This is a genomic window from Streptomyces sp. Root1304 (assembly GCF_001426405.1).
In the GTDB taxonomy this organism is placed as follows: domain Bacteria; phylum Actinomycetota; class Actinomycetes; order Streptomycetales; family Streptomycetaceae; genus Streptomyces.
Genome location: NZ_LMEP01000004.1, coordinates 87342 through 101950, shown reverse-complemented (window position 1 = coordinate 101950; position 14609 = coordinate 87342). Strand labels below are relative to the sequence as shown.

Sequence of the window (14609 nt, the reverse complement as noted above, 5' to 3'; positions counted from 1 at the left end):
CAACCGCCCGGCCCGGGCTCAGTCGCCGCAGAACACCGTCCCGAGCAGCTCGCCGAGGGCCTTCGGGAAGGCCTCCGCCGGATCGGTCCCCGAGTCGCCCGTCGTCAGGCCGGCCGTCAGCGTCCGGCGGCCGTCGGGTGTGCTGACCATCAGCGAGCCGAAGCCGCCCGGCGCGCCACCGTTGTGGTGGACGACGGTGATGCCGCGGTCCGGGTCCAGCTCCTGCACCCACAGGCCGAGACCGAGACCGAGCTTTCCGTGCGGGGTGCGCATCTCGTCGAGCAGCTTCGCCGGGAGCAGCCTGCCGCCGAGCAGGGCGGAGACGAAGACCTGGAGGTCCCGGGTGGTGGAGATCAGGTGTCCGGCGCCGGCCAGCAGCGAGGAGTTCTGGCGGGTGACGTCGGCCGTCCGCCATTCCTCGCCGTCCTGGTAGCGGAAGTAGCCGTGGGCATGCGGCTCGGGCAGGTCCGGCGCGTCCGCCCCGGGGGCGACGGTGCCGGTCAGGCCGAGGGGCCGTACGATCCGCCGGTCGAGCGCCTCGGCGTAGGTGCGGTCGGCGGCCTTCTCGATGAGCAGGAGGGCCAGGGTGTAGTTGGTGTTCGCGTAGCTCTGGTCGGCGCCGGGTGCGAAGCGGGGCGGCCTGGAGAGGGCGAAGCGCACCAGTTCCTCGGGCCGGTAGGAGCGCAGCCGGTTCTCGGCCCATGCCTTGCCGGTGGCGTCGATCCCCGGCTCGAACGCGCCCTCGGGCGTGAGCTCGCCGGTGTAGTTGTACAGGCCGCTGGTGTGCTGGAGCAGCATGCGCACGGTGATCCGCGGGTCGAGGCCGAACGCGGGCAGGTGGTCGGCGACCGGGCCGTCCAGGTCGAGCCTGCCCTCGTCCACCAGCTGGAGGACGAGGGTCGCGGTGAAGGTCTTGGTGGTGGAGCCGATCCAGAAGTGCCCGTCGACCGGGGGTTCGACGGCCTCACCCGCCGCGCGCGCTCCGGCGCTGCCGGCCCGCTGCCGCGGTCGATTCAGCCTGGCTCCGGCGCGCGCCGTCATCAACGGCGGAGTTCGCAAGGCAGCGTTGCTCGTCAGGGCAACGATGCGCGTTGTGCCGGCACAACGCCGAGCGTTAGATTCTCGTTCCGAACGGTCTGCTGGAGGGGCGATGGAGCTGCGGGACATCGAGATCTTCCTGACCCTCGCAGAGGAGCTGCACTTCGGCCGGACCGCCGAGCGGCTGCACATCACCCCGTCCCGGGTCAGCCATGTCATCAAGAAGCAGGAACGGCGCTTCGGCGCCCCCCTGTTCGCCCGCACCTCGCGCACCGTGCGGCTCACCCCGCTCGGCGAGGAACTCCGCGACGAGCTGCTTCCGGCCCAGCAGCGCATCCGCCGCGCCCTGGAGCGGGCCACCGCCCAGGGGCGCGGGACGGCGGGCGAGCTGTACGCCGGCTACACGGCGCCCTGGTGCGCCGAACTGCTGCTGAGGGCGGCCGAGCCCTTCCGCGACCGGTATCCGGGGTGGTCCGTGCGGACCCGGGAGGTGTCGTTCAGCGATCCGTACGGTCCGCTGCTCCGGGGCGAACTCCAGCTGCACATCGCCGAGTTCCCGGTGATCGAGCCCGGGATGTCCGCGGGTCCGGTGCTGTTCCGTGAGCCCAGAGCCCTGATGCTGCCCGCCGGTCACCCCCTGGCCGCCGGCGCGAGCGCGTCCATGGAGGACCTGGCCCAGGTGTCCCTGATCGGGCTCGGCAATATCCGTCCGGGGCCCGTCGTGGACAGGCACATTCCGGAACGGACACCGCTGGGGCGCCCCATCCCGCGGGGACCGTCCTGCACCTCCTGGCACGAGATCCCGGTGCTGGTCGCCGCCGGATTCGGCGCGTCGATCGTCGGGGTGCGCGCCGCCGAGTACCACGCCCGGCCCGGCGTCGCATTCGTCCCGCTGCGGGACGGCCCGACGATGGACTACGGCGTACTGCTGCCCGTCGGCGAACCGGAACCCCAGGTGGCGGCCTTCGTCGACCTCCTCCGCACCCTCGCCGACGCCGAACGCGCCCGGTGACCCTCCGAAGACCGGCCGTCCACCGGGCACGTACGCGCGCGTGGGCGCGGACCGCTAGGAACCCTCGCCGTACCGCTGCCGCAGTTCCACCTTCCGCACCTTCCCGCTCACCGTCATCGGGAACTCCGCGAGGATCTCCACCCTGCGGGGGATCTTGTAGTGGGCGAGGCGGTCACGGCAGAAGGCGGTGATGTCATCGAGGGTCGGCGGGGCCGCCGGGTCGCGCGGGACGACGCAGGCCAGGATCTCCTCGCCGTAGCGCTCGTCGGGCACGCCCACGACCTGGACGTCGGCGATCGCCGGGTGCCCGTACAGGAACTCCTCGATCTCGCGCGGGTACACGTTCTCCCCGCCCCGGATGATCATGTCCTTGATGCGGCCGACGATCTGGACGTAGCCGTCGTCGCGCATCACCGCCAGGTCCCCGGTGTGCATCCAGCGGCCGGAGTCGATCGCCTCGGCGGTCTTCTCCGGATCGTCCCAGTAGCCGATCATCACGCTGTAGCCCCGGGTGCACAGCTCGCCCGCCTCGCCGCGTTCCACGGTCAGGCCGGTCGCCGGGTCGACGACCTTGACCTCGACGTGCGGCATGACCCGGCCGACCGTGCCCGTGCGCCGTTCCAGGTCGTCGTCGCGGCGGGTCTGGGTGGAGACGGGCGAGGTCTCGGTCATGCCGTAACAGATCGACACCTCCGCCATGTTCATCTCGGCGACCACCCGCTTCATCACCTCCACCGGGCACGGCGAACCCGCCATGATGCCGGTGCGGAGGGTGGAGAGGTCGTACGCGGCGAAGTCGGGGAGGTTCAGCTCGGCGATGAACATCGTCGGCACCCCGTACAACGAGGTGCAGCGCTCCTCCTGCACCGCCCCGAGGGTGGCCGCCGGGTCGAACGACGGCGCGGGGATCACCATGCAGGCGCCGTGCGAGGTGGCGGCCAGGTTCCCCATCACCATGCCGAAGCAGTGGTAGAAGGGCACCGGGATGCAGATGCGGTCGTGCTCGCTGTAGGCGATCATCTCGCCGACGAAGTAACCGTTGTTGAGGATGTTGTGGTGGGAGAGGGTGGCCCCCTTGGGGAAGCCCGTCGTCCCCGAGGTGTACTGGATGTTGACGGGCTCGTCGCAGGACAGCGGCTCCGGTCTCAGCCCGCCCGGCGTACGCGCGAGGAAGGCGTCCCACCCGGGGTCGCCGAAGTAGACCGCCTCCCGCAGCTCCGGGCATTCCGCACGCACTTCCTCGACCATCGCCCGGTAGTCGCTCGTCTTGTGGGCGAGCGAGGCGAACAGCAGGCTGATGCCCGCCTGCCGGAGGACATAGGCCAACTCGTGTGAGCGGTAGGCCGGGTTGATGTTGACCATGACCGCGCCGATGCGGGCGGTGGCGTACTGGACGAGCACCCACTCGGCGCAGTTCACCGCCCAGATCCCGACCCGGTCGCCCTTGCGGACCCCGCTGCCGAGCAGCGACCCCGCCAACCTGTCGACGTCCGCGCCGAGTTGGGCGTACGTCCAGCGTCGGCCGGACGGCACGTCGACGAGCGCCTCGCGGTCCGGCCACGCGGCGATGGTCCGGTCCAGGTTGGCGCCGATGGTGTCGCCCAGGAGCGGCGTCCCCGACACCCCGTGGGCGTACGAGAGTTCCCCGGTGGCGCTCATGCGAGGTCCCCTTCCGTGTACTCCGTGCCGCCGCCCTCGGCGGTGAGCCGGCGCAGCTCCACGCGCCGGATCTTGCCGGAGACCGTCTTGGGCAGTTCGGCGAACTCGATGCGCCGGACGCGCTTGTAGGGGGCGAGGACCTCGCGCGAGTGGGCGAAGAGGACCTTCGCGGTCTCCGCGTTCGGCTCCCAGCCCGCCGCGAGGACGACGTACGCCTTCGGGACGGCGAGCCGCAGCGGGTCGGGGGCGGGGACGACGGCCGCCTCGGCGACGGCCTCGTGCTCCAGGAGGGCGCTCTCCAGCTCGAAGGGGGAGATCTTGTAGTCACTGGCCTTGAACACGTCGTCGGCGCGCCCGATGTACGTGATGTAGCCGTCGGCGCCCCGGGAGCCGATGTCGCCGGTGCGGTAGTAGCCGCCCTCCATCGCCTCGGCCGTACGCTCCGGGTCGCCGTGGTAGCCGGTCATCAGGCCCACCGGGTTGGCGGACAGGTCGAGACAGATCTCGCCCTCCTCCACGTCCGGGCGGCCGCTCACCGGGTCGACGAGGGTGACCCGGAAGCCGGGGCTCGGGCGCCCCATGGAGCCCTCCTTGAGGCGCTGACCGGGGCTGTTGGAGACCTGGACGGCGGTCTCCGTCTGGCCGAAGCCGTCCCGGATGGTGACGCCCCAGGCCCGCCGCACCGACTCGATGACCTCGGGGTTGAGGGGTTCGCCGGCGGCGACGACCTCGCGCGGCGGGGTCTTGAGCCGGCTCAGGTCGGCCTGGATCAGCATCCGCCACACGGTCGGCGGGGCGCAGAAGCTGGTGACGCCGTTCCGGTCCATCTCGTCCATCAGCCGGGCCGGGTCGAAGCGCGTGTAGTTGTGGATGAAGACGGTCGCCTCCGCGTTCCACGGCGCGAAGAGGTTGGACCAGGCGTGCTTGGCCCAGCCGGGCGAGGAGATGTTGAGGTGCACGTCACCGGGCTTGAGGCCGATCCAGTACATCGTCGAGAGGTGTCCGACGGGGTACGAGGTGTGGGTGTGCTCGACCAGCTTGGGCCGGGCGGTCGTCCCGGAGGTGAAGTACAGCATCAGGGTGTCGTCGGCGAGGGTGACGCCGTCGGGCTCGAACACGTCCGACGCGCCGGCGGCGTGCTCGTACCCCAGCCAGCTCACCCCGTCGCCGCCGACCGCGATCCGCGTGTAGTCCCCGGGGACGTCGTCGAACTTCGCGGTGTCCTCGGCGCGCACGATGACGTGCCGGGCCCGCCCCCGCTCGACGCGGTCGCGCAGGTCGGCGGGGCCGAGGAGCGGGGTCGCGGGGATGAGGACGGCGCGCAGCTTCATCGCGGCGAGCGCGGTCTCCCACAGCTCGGCCTGGTTGCCCAGCATGACGACGATCCGGTCGCCCGCGCGGACGCCCTGGGCCCGCAGCCAGTTCGCGACCCGGTTCGAGCGGGCGGACATCTCGGCGAAGCCGACCTTCGTCTCGGAGCCGTCCTCCTCGACGATGTGCAGGGCGGTCCCGTCGTTGCCCTCCGCGATGACGTCGAACCAGTCGAGCGCCCAGTTGAACCGGTCGGACCGGGGCCAGGCGAAGCCCTCGTAGGCCGTCTCGTAGTCCTCGCGGTACTGCAGCAGGAAGTCCCGGGCGGCCCGGAACCTCTCCGTCGCGCTGGTCGCGCTCGTAGCCGTCATGCGTCCTCCTCGTTGCGGGACCGGTCCCGGACATCGTGTAATCAGTGACCCGGGTCTCACTACCCCCGTTCGGGGGTGAAGGAGTGGTTCCGTGCCCGAGCAGATGGAATCGGTGGAGCTGCGTACGGCGCTGCTGCGGCTGCGGCGCGCCAGCGGGCTGCCCGTCGTCTTCGGCGGACTGCTCCAGGAGGGCCGCACGATGCGGATCGCCGAGCTGAGCGGGGCGGTGACGCCCGCGCTGCGCGGCCTCGCGATCTCGACCGGCTCCGGTCTCGGCGGGAAGTGCCTGGCGCTGTCGCGGCCGTGCGCGGTCACGGACTACCCGTCGGCGCGGCACATCACCCACGAGTACGACCTCCCGGTCTCGGCGGAGGGCCTTCGCTCGGTGATCGCCGTCCCCGTCGTCGTACGGCGCAAGGTGCGCGGCGTGCTGTACGGGGCACTGCGCGAGTCCCTGCCGATCGGCGAGCGCATCTTCGACGCGGCGATGGCGGCGGCGCGGGACGTCGAGCAGGCCCTCGCGGTACGGGACCAGGTGCGACAGCTGCCCGCGCCGCCGGCTCCCGGGCCTTCCTGGGAGGAGGTCCGCCAGGCGTACGGGGAGCTGCGCGAACTGGCCCCGCAGGTGGTCGACCCCGGCCTCCGGGACCGCCTCCTCGCGGTCTGCGGCCGCCTCGAATCGGCCTCGGGCGCGGCCCCATCCGCCCCCGGCGTCTCTCTGACCCCCCGCGAGACGGACGTCCTGGCGGCGGTCGCCTCCGGCGCGACGAACGCGTCGGCGGCCGCGCGCCTGGGCCTCCGCCCGGAAACGGTGAAGGGCTACCTGCGCTCGGCGATGCGGAAGCTGGGCGCGCACACGCGGATGGAGGCGGTGGTGGCGGCGCGGCGGGCAGGGGCGTTGCCGTGAGGGGGGTGGTGCTTGGGTCAGACGTGATGCTTGGGCCGGGGGTGACGCTTGGGCCGGGGGTGGCGCTTGGGTCGGGGCTGGGTGCGCCACCGCCGACGCCCCCGCCCCCGCCCCGCCGCCACCGTCATGCCCGGCGTCGCGTCACCGGTCCGCGGGGTCGCTGTGGACGATGTCGTACGGGATTCCCTCCGGTGTCAGCAGCCGGAGGATCCGCTCGGCCTCGGCGGTGAGCGCGGCGCTCTGGGCCCGGGTGGGGCGCGCGAAGGGTTCGAGGGTGACCGTGGTGCGGTCCTTGCCCTCGTCGAGGTGCCAGATCCCGGCGAGGAAGCCGTCGAGGAGGAAGACCCGGTGCGCCTGGTTGCCGGTCCAGCTGCGGGAGCGGTACTCGGCCGGGACGACGCGGGTGCGGTCGGCGTGCGAGAGGAGGAGGTTGTCGAACTCGGGCAGGAGCCGGGGCGGGGCGGGGGTGTCCTCGTCGGGGCGGGGCGCGTCGGGGAGGTCGAGGAGTTCGGTGCCGTCCTCGGCCCGGAAGACGAGCAGCTCGGGCCGGAGCCGCTCGAAGGCGGGGCGGAGCCGGGTGAGACCGCACCAGGTCTGCATGTCCTTGACGGAGGCGGGACCGAAGGCGCCGAGGTAGCGCCGTACGGTCTCGTCGAGGTCGGCGGCGCCGTCCTCGGGCTCGCCGAACCACACGTCGGTGGTGGTGAGCGCGACCTGCCCGCTGCGCCGCCAGAGCCCGCGCGGGGTGACCTGCACCATCAGCAGCAGACAGCGGGCGGCGATGCCGAGCGACTGCGGGTCGGCGTCCGGCCACTCCTGGAGCAGATGGTCCCGGAGCGCCTTCGGGGTTCGGGGCCGCTCCTCGACGTACGCGGTCGCCAGGGCGGTGAGCCGGTCGAGGTCCACGCCGTCGAGTCCCTTGCGGAACATCTTCAGCTCTCGTTCGACGGCCCCCGCCTGGACGAGCCGGCGCAGCCCGACGGCGTCGCGGGCGGTGTGGGTGTGGACGGTGGACCGCAGGGAGACGATCCGGGCGACCCGCCGGGACTCCATCAGGGCGGACAGGTCCTCGGGCCGGAAGCCGTCGAGCCGGGCGGCGAGGGCGTAGTACGGGGGCTTGGTGTTCTGCGCCTGGAGCCCGACGAGGTGCCCGACGGCCTCCTCGACGCCGAGCGGGGCGGGGCGCAGGAGGAGCTGCCGGTCGAGGGTGGCGCGGTTCAGGGCGCGGGGGCCGAGCGCGGGGTGGGTGGTCGTCTTGGAGGCCATGACGAGCACGCTATCGAGGGATGAGGACAGCTTTGGTCCGCAATGAGAAAGTCAGGACGGGGGTGATTCGCCCCATATATTCTGCTCTCGGACCGAATATCCAGGAGGTGTACGAGGATGCCCGACCGCCGCCCGCGCGCGGCGTGGCGCCGCCGGCCGGAACCGCCGCCCGCGACCTCGTCCGCAGCGCCGCCCCCGGAGCCGTACGGGGAGGGGGAGCCGAGCGTGGTGCAGTCGGCGTTGTACCGCGACGGCCGCCGGGTCTCCTCCCCCGCGACGCTCGCGGAGACCTTCCGCAAGCTGCGGGAGCACCCCGACGGCATGGCGTGGATCGGGCTGCAGCGCCCGACGGAGCAGGAACTCCACTCGCTGGCGGCGGAGTTCGACCTCCATGAACTCGCGGTGGAGGACGCGTTGGAGGCCCATCAGCGTCCGAAGCTGGAGCGGTACGGCGACACGCTGTTCGTGGTCCTGCGGGCGGCCCGCTATCTGGACGCACAGGAGGAGGTCGACTTCGGGGAGCTGCACGTCTTCGTGGGCCCGGACTTCCTGATCACGGTCCGCCACGGGGCGGCCCCGGACCTGTCGACGGTCCGGCAGCGGATGGAGCAGGACCCGGAACTCCTCGCGCTGGGCCCGGAGGCGGTGCTGTACGCGATCCTCGACGCGGTCGTCGACGGCTACGCACCGGTGGTGGCGGGCGTCCAGAACGACATCGACGAGATCGAGACGGAGGTCTTCGGCGGCGACCCGGCGGTCTCGCGCCGCATCTACGAACTCTCCCGGGAAATGGTGGAGTTCCACCGTGCGACCCGCCCGCTGGTGGGCATGCTGCACGGCCTGATGGCCGGCTTCGCCAAGTACGGCACGGACGAGGAACTCCAGCGCTACCTCCGCGACGTGGCCGACCACGTGACCCACACGAGCGAACGCGTCGACGGCTTCCGCCAGGCCCTGACGGACATCCTCACGGTCAACGCGACCCTGGTCACCCAGCAACAGAACGCGGAGATGCGAGCGCTGGCGGAGGCGGGCTTCGAACAGAACGAGGAGATCAAGAAGATCTCCAGCTGGGCGGCCATTCTCTTTGCTCCCACACTCGTGGGAACTATTTACGGCATGAACTTCGCCTCCATGCCGGAGCTGCAGTGGGGCTTCGGATACCCCTTCGCCATCGGCTTGATGGGCGTTGTTTGCGTCAGTTTGTACGTGATTTTCAAGCGGCGGGACTGGCTCTAGGAGTCGCCCGGCTCCACTCACACAGCCCGCCCGGTTTGCTTCTACACCTCCCGCACGAACCACCCATTTCGGGCGCTGGGGAGTCCCTGGGGAGACGTGATGCGGGTGATCTCCTCACCCTCCTCCCGGCAGGCCTCTGACCAGCACTTTTTGGTGTTGGACGAGCGTCGCGGAGGATCCGGGAGAAACGACTGGCCTCACGGGTCCGGCAGCCGCACATCGCAGCCACGCGGGTTGCCACTCGGCGGCGTCCACGAGAAGCGGACAGCACCGACGCCCGTCACGGACAGTGAGATCAGTGCAAGGTTGGGTCGGGGCGTCCGGCCCTCGCAGGCGCCGGGACACAACCCCGCCGCAGCCTCGCTCAGCCGGTCCGTGTCACGAGCCAACCGTCCACTGTGGGGGACATCGCCACGCTCACCGTCGACCACATCCCTGAACGACTAGTCGGCAGATTCAGGGCCCCGGTAGGGGGTGTCACTGAGGACCCGGCCTGCCGCGACCTCCGCCTTGGCGAGGGTGAGCTGGAGCCAGGCGATGTACGCGGCGGTGTTGCTGTAGCCGAATTCGTGGGCCGAGAGCTGGATGGTGCGCGCCCACTCCGGGTCGATCTCGGGGACGGGGTCCAGTTCGACGGTGGTGAAGTCCATCCAGCCGGGCTCGCGGACTTGGGCGAGTCGGTGGTCGAGTTCGGTGCGGAGGATCTGGACGGTGACCTCGGGGCCGAGCTGTCCGGCGAAGAGGAACCGGAGTCTGAAGTCGGGGTCCATGGGGCGTGGAGAGGGTTCGTACGGAGAACGGGCCCACGCCAGGAGTTCATCGCGGCCGCCATCGGTGAGCCGGTAGACCTTGGCGTCGGGTTTGCCGTCGCGGGGGTCGACCTCGAATTCCGCCCAGCCGTTGGCGACGAGGCGGGGCAGGACCCGGTAGATCTGCGGTAGTTGCACGCCGTAGCCGATGTACTTGCCCGGGCCGTCCATCCACTTGCGCATGTCGTAGCCCGAGAGCGGGCGCAGGGCCAGCAGGCCGAGAATGACGTGTTCCAGACGCATGGCGGGTCCTCAACAGAGCGGGGTCGGTACGGATTGTCTCAGGGGTCGGCCGGGGGGCGGCTCACCGCAGTTCATCCGCCGGGGCGGGCCGCTCGTCCTCGGTGAGGTCGCGGGCGATCCGGAAGCCGCAGTTGCCGGCGGAGGACTCGGGGGTGTTGGCGGAGCGGGCGGCGATCCGGTAGCGGTTGCAGTAGCTGTCGTGGCAGAGGTAGGAGCCGCCCCGGGTGACACGGGCGGTGCCGGTGCGCGGGCCGAGCGGATTGCGCCGGGGCGAGCGGCGGTAGTAGGACGGGGAGAACCAGTCGGCGCACCACTCCCAGACGTTGCCGGACGTCTCGTACAGGCCGTGGTCGTTGGGCGGGTAGGAGCGTACGGGCGCGGTGGTGAGGTGGCCGTCGCTCAGGTTGTTGTGGGTGGGGAAGGTGCCGTGCCAGATGTTGCACCGGTCCTCGCCGTCGGGGGTGAGCGTGTCGCCCCAGGGGTAGCGGCGGCCGTAGTGTCCGCCCCTGGCCGCGTACTCCCATTCGGCCTCGGTGGGCAGGCGGGCGCCGGCCCAGCGGCAGTAGGCGACGGCATCGTCCCAGGACACGTGCACGACGGGATGGTCAGGGATCTCCTCCCAGCGGGAGAGCGGTCCTGCGGGGTGGGCCCAGTCGGCGCCGGCGACGTCGAGCCACCAGGGAGTGCGGGGAGCACGCCCCAGGACGTCCCGGGCCCGGGCGCGCAGTGCGATGTGGAAGACGGCGGACGAGCCGTGGCGCTCGGCGTCCGTGCGGTGGCCGGTCGCGGCGGCGAAGGCAGCGAACTGGGCGTTGGTGACGGTGGTGGTGGCGATGGCGAAGGGGGCCAGTGCCACCCGGTGCACCGGCTGTTCTCCGTCCGACGGGTATCCCTCACCGAAGCTGTCGCCCATCAGGAACTCTCCGCCGGGAAGGTCCACGAACTCTGGTTCGTCCCGCCCCTCCGGCGACGCGGCGAGCGGGGCCGGTGCGGACGGCACCGGCAGCAGCCTCGCGTTCTCGCGAGGGGCCGTGCGGCCCGGGGTGCAACAGCTGTCCACGGCGGACTTCTCCTCGCTCCTCGGTTGTGACTCCAAGACAGCTTCATATGTACGTCAGAACTCATAAACCGGCAAGGGCCGAGCGTCGGCACCCTCTCCCTCGGAGGACACGATCAACGAAGTGATGCGGGAGTATTGCAAATCCAAGAACTCAGGTGCGACATCTTGACACCGTCGACAACAGCCCTGAAACCTGAGGCTCATAGCTGCTGACGCATATATGCCCTGAGCGCTCATCGAATGCCGACCGCCTGCGGCCCCCGTCTGTCCCCCGGAGTTCCCCTTGCGCATCATCTACGTGGACGTCGACACCCTGCGGGCCGACCACACCACCCCGTACGGCTACCACCGGCCCACCACGCCCCACCTCCAGGAGCTCGCCGACAAGTCGGTGGTCTTCGACCGCTACTACTGCTCCGACTCGCCCTGTCTGCCGTCCCGGACCGCTCTGACCAGCGGACAGTTCGGGATCACGAACGGCGTGATCGGCCACTACGGCGCCGACGCCCAGTTCCGGCTCGACTCCGGCCACGGCCCCGAGCCCGACCGGCCGCTCCTCGGGCAGCGCCTCCAGCTCGACGGCTACTACACCGCGGCCGTCTCCGTCTTCGCCGAGCGCCATCGCGCGTACTGGTTCCACGGCAACTTCCGCGAGTCCGTCCGCGCCACCGGCAACTGGGGCGACGAGGACGCCGCCGACGTCAACCGCGCCGCCCTTGACTGGATCCGCAGACATGCCGAGGACGACGACTGGTACCTCCACCTCACCTACTGGGACCCGCACACCGACTACACCCAGCCCGCCGAGTGGACCGAACGCATGGCGGCCTCCGCCCCCGTGCAGTCCTGGCCGGACGAGCAGACGATCCGGGAACACGCGGAGATCTACGGCCCCCGCAGCGCCCTGGACCTGCACTACTCGCTCACCGGAGGCGGCGGCACCTCGCCCGTGCCGCACAACATGCCCGACGCGATCCGCTCGCGCGCCGACTTCGAGCACCTGATCAACGGCTTCGACGGCGCCATCGCCTACTGGGACCACCACTTCGGCCGGCTCCTGGCCACCCTGGAGGAACTGGGCATCGCGGACGAGACGGCGATCGTCGTCAGCGCCGACCACGGCGAGGCGTTCGGCGAGCACGGCATGTACGCCGAGCATGGACTGGCCACGGAGTCCGTCCAGCGGATCCCCCTCGTCGTGTACTGGCCCGGGGTCACCGACACCCTTCCGGCCGAGGCCCGCCGCAACGACGACCTCCTGTACAACATCGACCTGGCACCCACCCTGTGCGACCTCCTCGGCCTCGACGCGCCCGAGGGCTGGCAGGGCGCCTCCTTCGCGGGCGCGGTACGCGGCGAGGAGACCGGCTCCCGCCCGTACCTGGTCCTCGGCCACGGCGCACACACCTACCAGCGGGCCGTCCGTACCCGCGACCACCTCTACATCCGCACCTATCACCCCGGCTGCTTCAAGACGGCCTGGGAGCAGCTGTACGACGTCACCGACGATCCGTACCTGACCCGTGACCTCCTGGACGAGGAGCCCGCTCTCGCCGGGACGATGCGCTCCCACCTGGCCGAGTGGTGGCACGAGCACGCCGGCCGTCCCGGCTGTCTGCCCGACCCGATGCTGAGCAATCTCCAGGCGGGCCCCGTCTACTACGCCGACCCCACCCGGTACGCCCGGCATCTGCGCGACACCGGCCGGTCCCACCTGGCCGAGGACCTGGAACAGCGTCTGGCCGTACCCCGTGCCTCGGTACCGGTTCCCTGGCACGCTCCGGCACCACCGCGTTCCGCGGAGCTCTTCGGGCGCTGGATGGAGATCTTCCAGGAACGCGCCACGAAGTCGGCGACAGCAGAGGCGACAGAAGGGAAGTCCGTGCGATGAGGGCGATCATGGTGATGTTCGACAGTCTCAACCGGCGCATGCTGCCGCCGTACGGAGGGGACTGGACGCACGCCCCGAACTTCGCGCGCCTCGCCGAGCGTACGGTGACCTTCGACAAGGCGTACGCGGGGTCGATGCCGTGCATGCCGGCCCGCCGCGAACTGCACACGGGGCGCTACAACTTCCTGCACCGCAGCTGGGGACCGCTGGAGCCGTTCGACGACTCGATGCCCGAACTACTCAAGCAGAACGGCGTGTACACCCATCTGGCCAGCGACCACCCGCACTACTGGGAGGACGGCGGCGCCACCTACCACGGCCGCTACAACTCCTGGGAGTTCTTCCGCGGGCAGGAGGGCGACCCGTGGAAGGGCCAGGTGGCCGATCCGGAGATGCCCGAGGACCTGAAGCGGATGCGCTCGGCCGCGTACCGGCAGGACTGGGTGAACCGGCCGCACATGGCGACCGAGGACCGGCATCCGCAGACGCTCACGTTCGACGCCGGTCTGGAGTTCATCCGGACGAACAAGGACGCGGATCGGTGGTTCGTGCAGATCGAGACCTTCGACCCGCACGAGCCGTTCTTCTCCCACCAGCGTTACAAGGACCTCTACCCGCACGCGTATGACGGGCCGCACTTCGACTGGCCCGACTACAAGCAGGTGGTGGAGACGAACGAGCAGGTCGCGCACGCCGGTTACGAGTACGCCGCACTGCTCTCCATGTGCGACCACTCCCTGGGCCGGGTCCTCGACGCCATGGACGAGCACGGGCTGTGGGACGACACGCTCCTGATCGTCAACACCGACCACGGTCTGCTGCTCGGCGAGAAGGGCTGGTGGGGCAAGGGCGTCCAGCCCTGGTACAACGAGCTGGTCCACCTGCCTCTCTTCGTCTGGGACCCGCGCTCCGGCGGCGCGGGCGAGCGGCGCGACACCCTCGTGCAGACCATCGACCTCGCCCCCACACTCCTGGAGTACTTCGGCGTCGAGCGCCCGGCCGACATGCAGGGCGCACCGCTGCCCGTCACCGCTGCGGACGGCCCCGTACGCGAGGCCGGCCTCTTCGGCATCCACGGCGGTCACGTGAACATCACCGACGGCCGGTACGTCTACATGCGCGCCCCCGTCTCCCCCGGCAACGCCCCGCTGCAGGAGCACACGTTGATGCCGACGCACATGCGCGGCCGCTTCACCCCCGCCGAACTCGCCGACGTGGAGCTGGCCGAGCCGTTCGGCTTCACCAAGGGCCTCCGCACCTTGCGTACGGCGGGCCGTACCTTCGTCAATCCGTACCACCACGGCAGCCTGCTCTTCGACCTGGAGAACGACCCCCAGCAGCTGGAGCCGCTCGTCGACGACGAGGTGGAGCTGCGGCTCGCCACGCTGCTGGTGGAGCTGATGCGGGATACGGAAGCGCCGCTCAGTCAGTACGAACGTCTCGGCCTGCCCGCCGAGGGCCAGGTGACCGGCGCGCACCTCCTCGTACGGGCCCAGCGCGACCAGGCCCAGCGAGCCGCGGTGCCCCTGCCTCGTGCCGAGGACTATCCCGAGGGGCGGCTCTCGCTGCGCACGCCGGTCGCGACGCTGATCGGCGATCCGGTGGCGCTGGAGGTGCTCAAGCGGCACCTGCCGGGGATCGCCGACTCGGAACTCCTGCAGTTCCTGGGGCCGACCCCGCTTATCGACATCGCGGCGATGTCGGGCGGAATGATCCCGCCCGACCGGCTGCGTCTGGTCGCCGAGGAACTCACGGAACTCTGAGACCCAGTCGTCGGAACTCAGATGGACGCCGGTGACAGGG

At 70.9% G+C, this 14609-nt stretch carries 11 protein-coding genes; 5 read left to right on the top strand and 6 right to left on the bottom strand.

What is annotated here, in order from left to right; all coding sequences use genetic code 11:
* Window positions 1–18 precede the first annotated feature (18 nt).
* A complete protein-coding gene (locus ASD33_RS08315; RefSeq protein WP_056555836.1) occupies window positions 19–1041 on the bottom strand; it encodes a serine hydrolase domain-containing protein in 1023 nt (340 codons plus the stop codon).
* 109 nt (window positions 1042–1150) lie between these two features.
* Between ASD33_RS08315 and ASD33_RS08310 the strand changes: the two genes are divergently transcribed.
* On the top strand, window positions 1151–2050 hold the full coding sequence (locus tag ASD33_RS08310) for a LysR family transcriptional regulator (RefSeq protein WP_056555833.1): 900 nt from the start codon (window positions 1151–1153) through the stop codon (window positions 2048–2050).
* A gap of 54 nt (window positions 2051–2104) precedes the next feature.
* Here ASD33_RS08310 and ASD33_RS08305 read toward each other — a convergent pair whose 3' ends face one another.
* Both ASD33_RS08305 and ASD33_RS08300 read right to left on the bottom strand, forming a co-directional pair.
* Window positions 2105–3709 (bottom strand): AMP-binding protein, encoded by a 1605-nt coding sequence (locus tag ASD33_RS08305; protein WP_056555831.1) that lies wholly within the window; start codon window positions 3707–3709, stop codon window positions 2105–2107.
* Window positions 3706–5391, bottom strand: coding sequence for an AMP-binding protein (locus ASD33_RS08300; protein WP_056555829.1), 1686 nt, complete (start codon window positions 5389–5391; stop codon window positions 3706–3708). Before ASD33_RS08300 ends, ASD33_RS08305 begins: the two co-directional genes overlap by 4 nt.
* Window positions 5392–5482: 91 nt before the next feature.
* Between ASD33_RS08300 and ASD33_RS08295 the strand changes: the two genes are divergently transcribed.
* A complete protein-coding gene (locus ASD33_RS08295; RefSeq protein WP_056555826.1) occupies window positions 5483–6298 on the top strand; it encodes a helix-turn-helix transcriptional regulator in 816 nt (271 codons plus the stop codon).
* 141 nt (window positions 6299–6439) lie between these two features.
* On the opposite strand, the gene ASD33_RS08290 is transcribed toward ASD33_RS08295, so the two are convergent.
* A complete protein-coding gene (locus ASD33_RS08290; RefSeq protein ID WP_056556173.1) occupies window positions 6440–7564 on the bottom strand; it encodes a winged helix DNA-binding domain-containing protein in 1125 nt (374 codons plus the stop codon).
* A 117-nt stretch (window positions 7565–7681) separates the two neighbouring features.
* Here ASD33_RS08290 and ASD33_RS08285 point away from each other — a divergent pair, with 117 nt between their 5' ends.
* On the top strand, window positions 7682–8803 hold the full coding sequence (locus ASD33_RS08285) for a magnesium and cobalt transport protein CorA (RefSeq protein WP_056555823.1): 1122 nt from the start codon (window positions 7682–7684) through the stop codon (window positions 8801–8803).
* Window positions 8804–9246: 443 nt separating this feature from the next.
* Here the strand turns inward: ASD33_RS08285 and ASD33_RS08280 are convergent, their stop codons facing one another.
* On the bottom strand, window positions 9247–9855 hold the full coding sequence (locus tag ASD33_RS08280; RefSeq protein ID WP_056555820.1) for a PadR family transcriptional regulator: 609 nt from the start codon (window positions 9853–9855) through the stop codon (window positions 9247–9249).
* Window positions 9856–9916: 61 nt separating this feature from the next.
* Window positions 9917–10855, bottom strand: a complete 939-nt coding sequence (locus tag ASD33_RS08275) for a formylglycine-generating enzyme family protein (RefSeq protein ID WP_056556169.1) — start codon at window positions 10853–10855, stop codon at window positions 9917–9919.
* 343 nt (window positions 10856–11198) lie between these two features.
* Between ASD33_RS08275 and ASD33_RS08270 the strand changes: the two genes are divergently transcribed.
* The gene (locus tag ASD33_RS08270; RefSeq protein WP_079044647.1) at window positions 11199–12806 is read left to right on the top strand and encodes a sulfatase; all 1608 of its coding nucleotides are present in this window, start codon (window positions 11199–11201) and stop codon (window positions 12804–12806) included.
* Window positions 12803–14569: a sulfatase gene (locus ASD33_RS08265; protein WP_056555817.1), complete on the top strand. Its 1767-nt coding sequence runs from the start codon at window positions 12803–12805 to the stop codon at window positions 14567–14569. Before ASD33_RS08270 ends, ASD33_RS08265 begins: the two co-directional genes overlap by 4 nt.
* Window positions 14570–14609 lie beyond the last annotated feature (40 nt).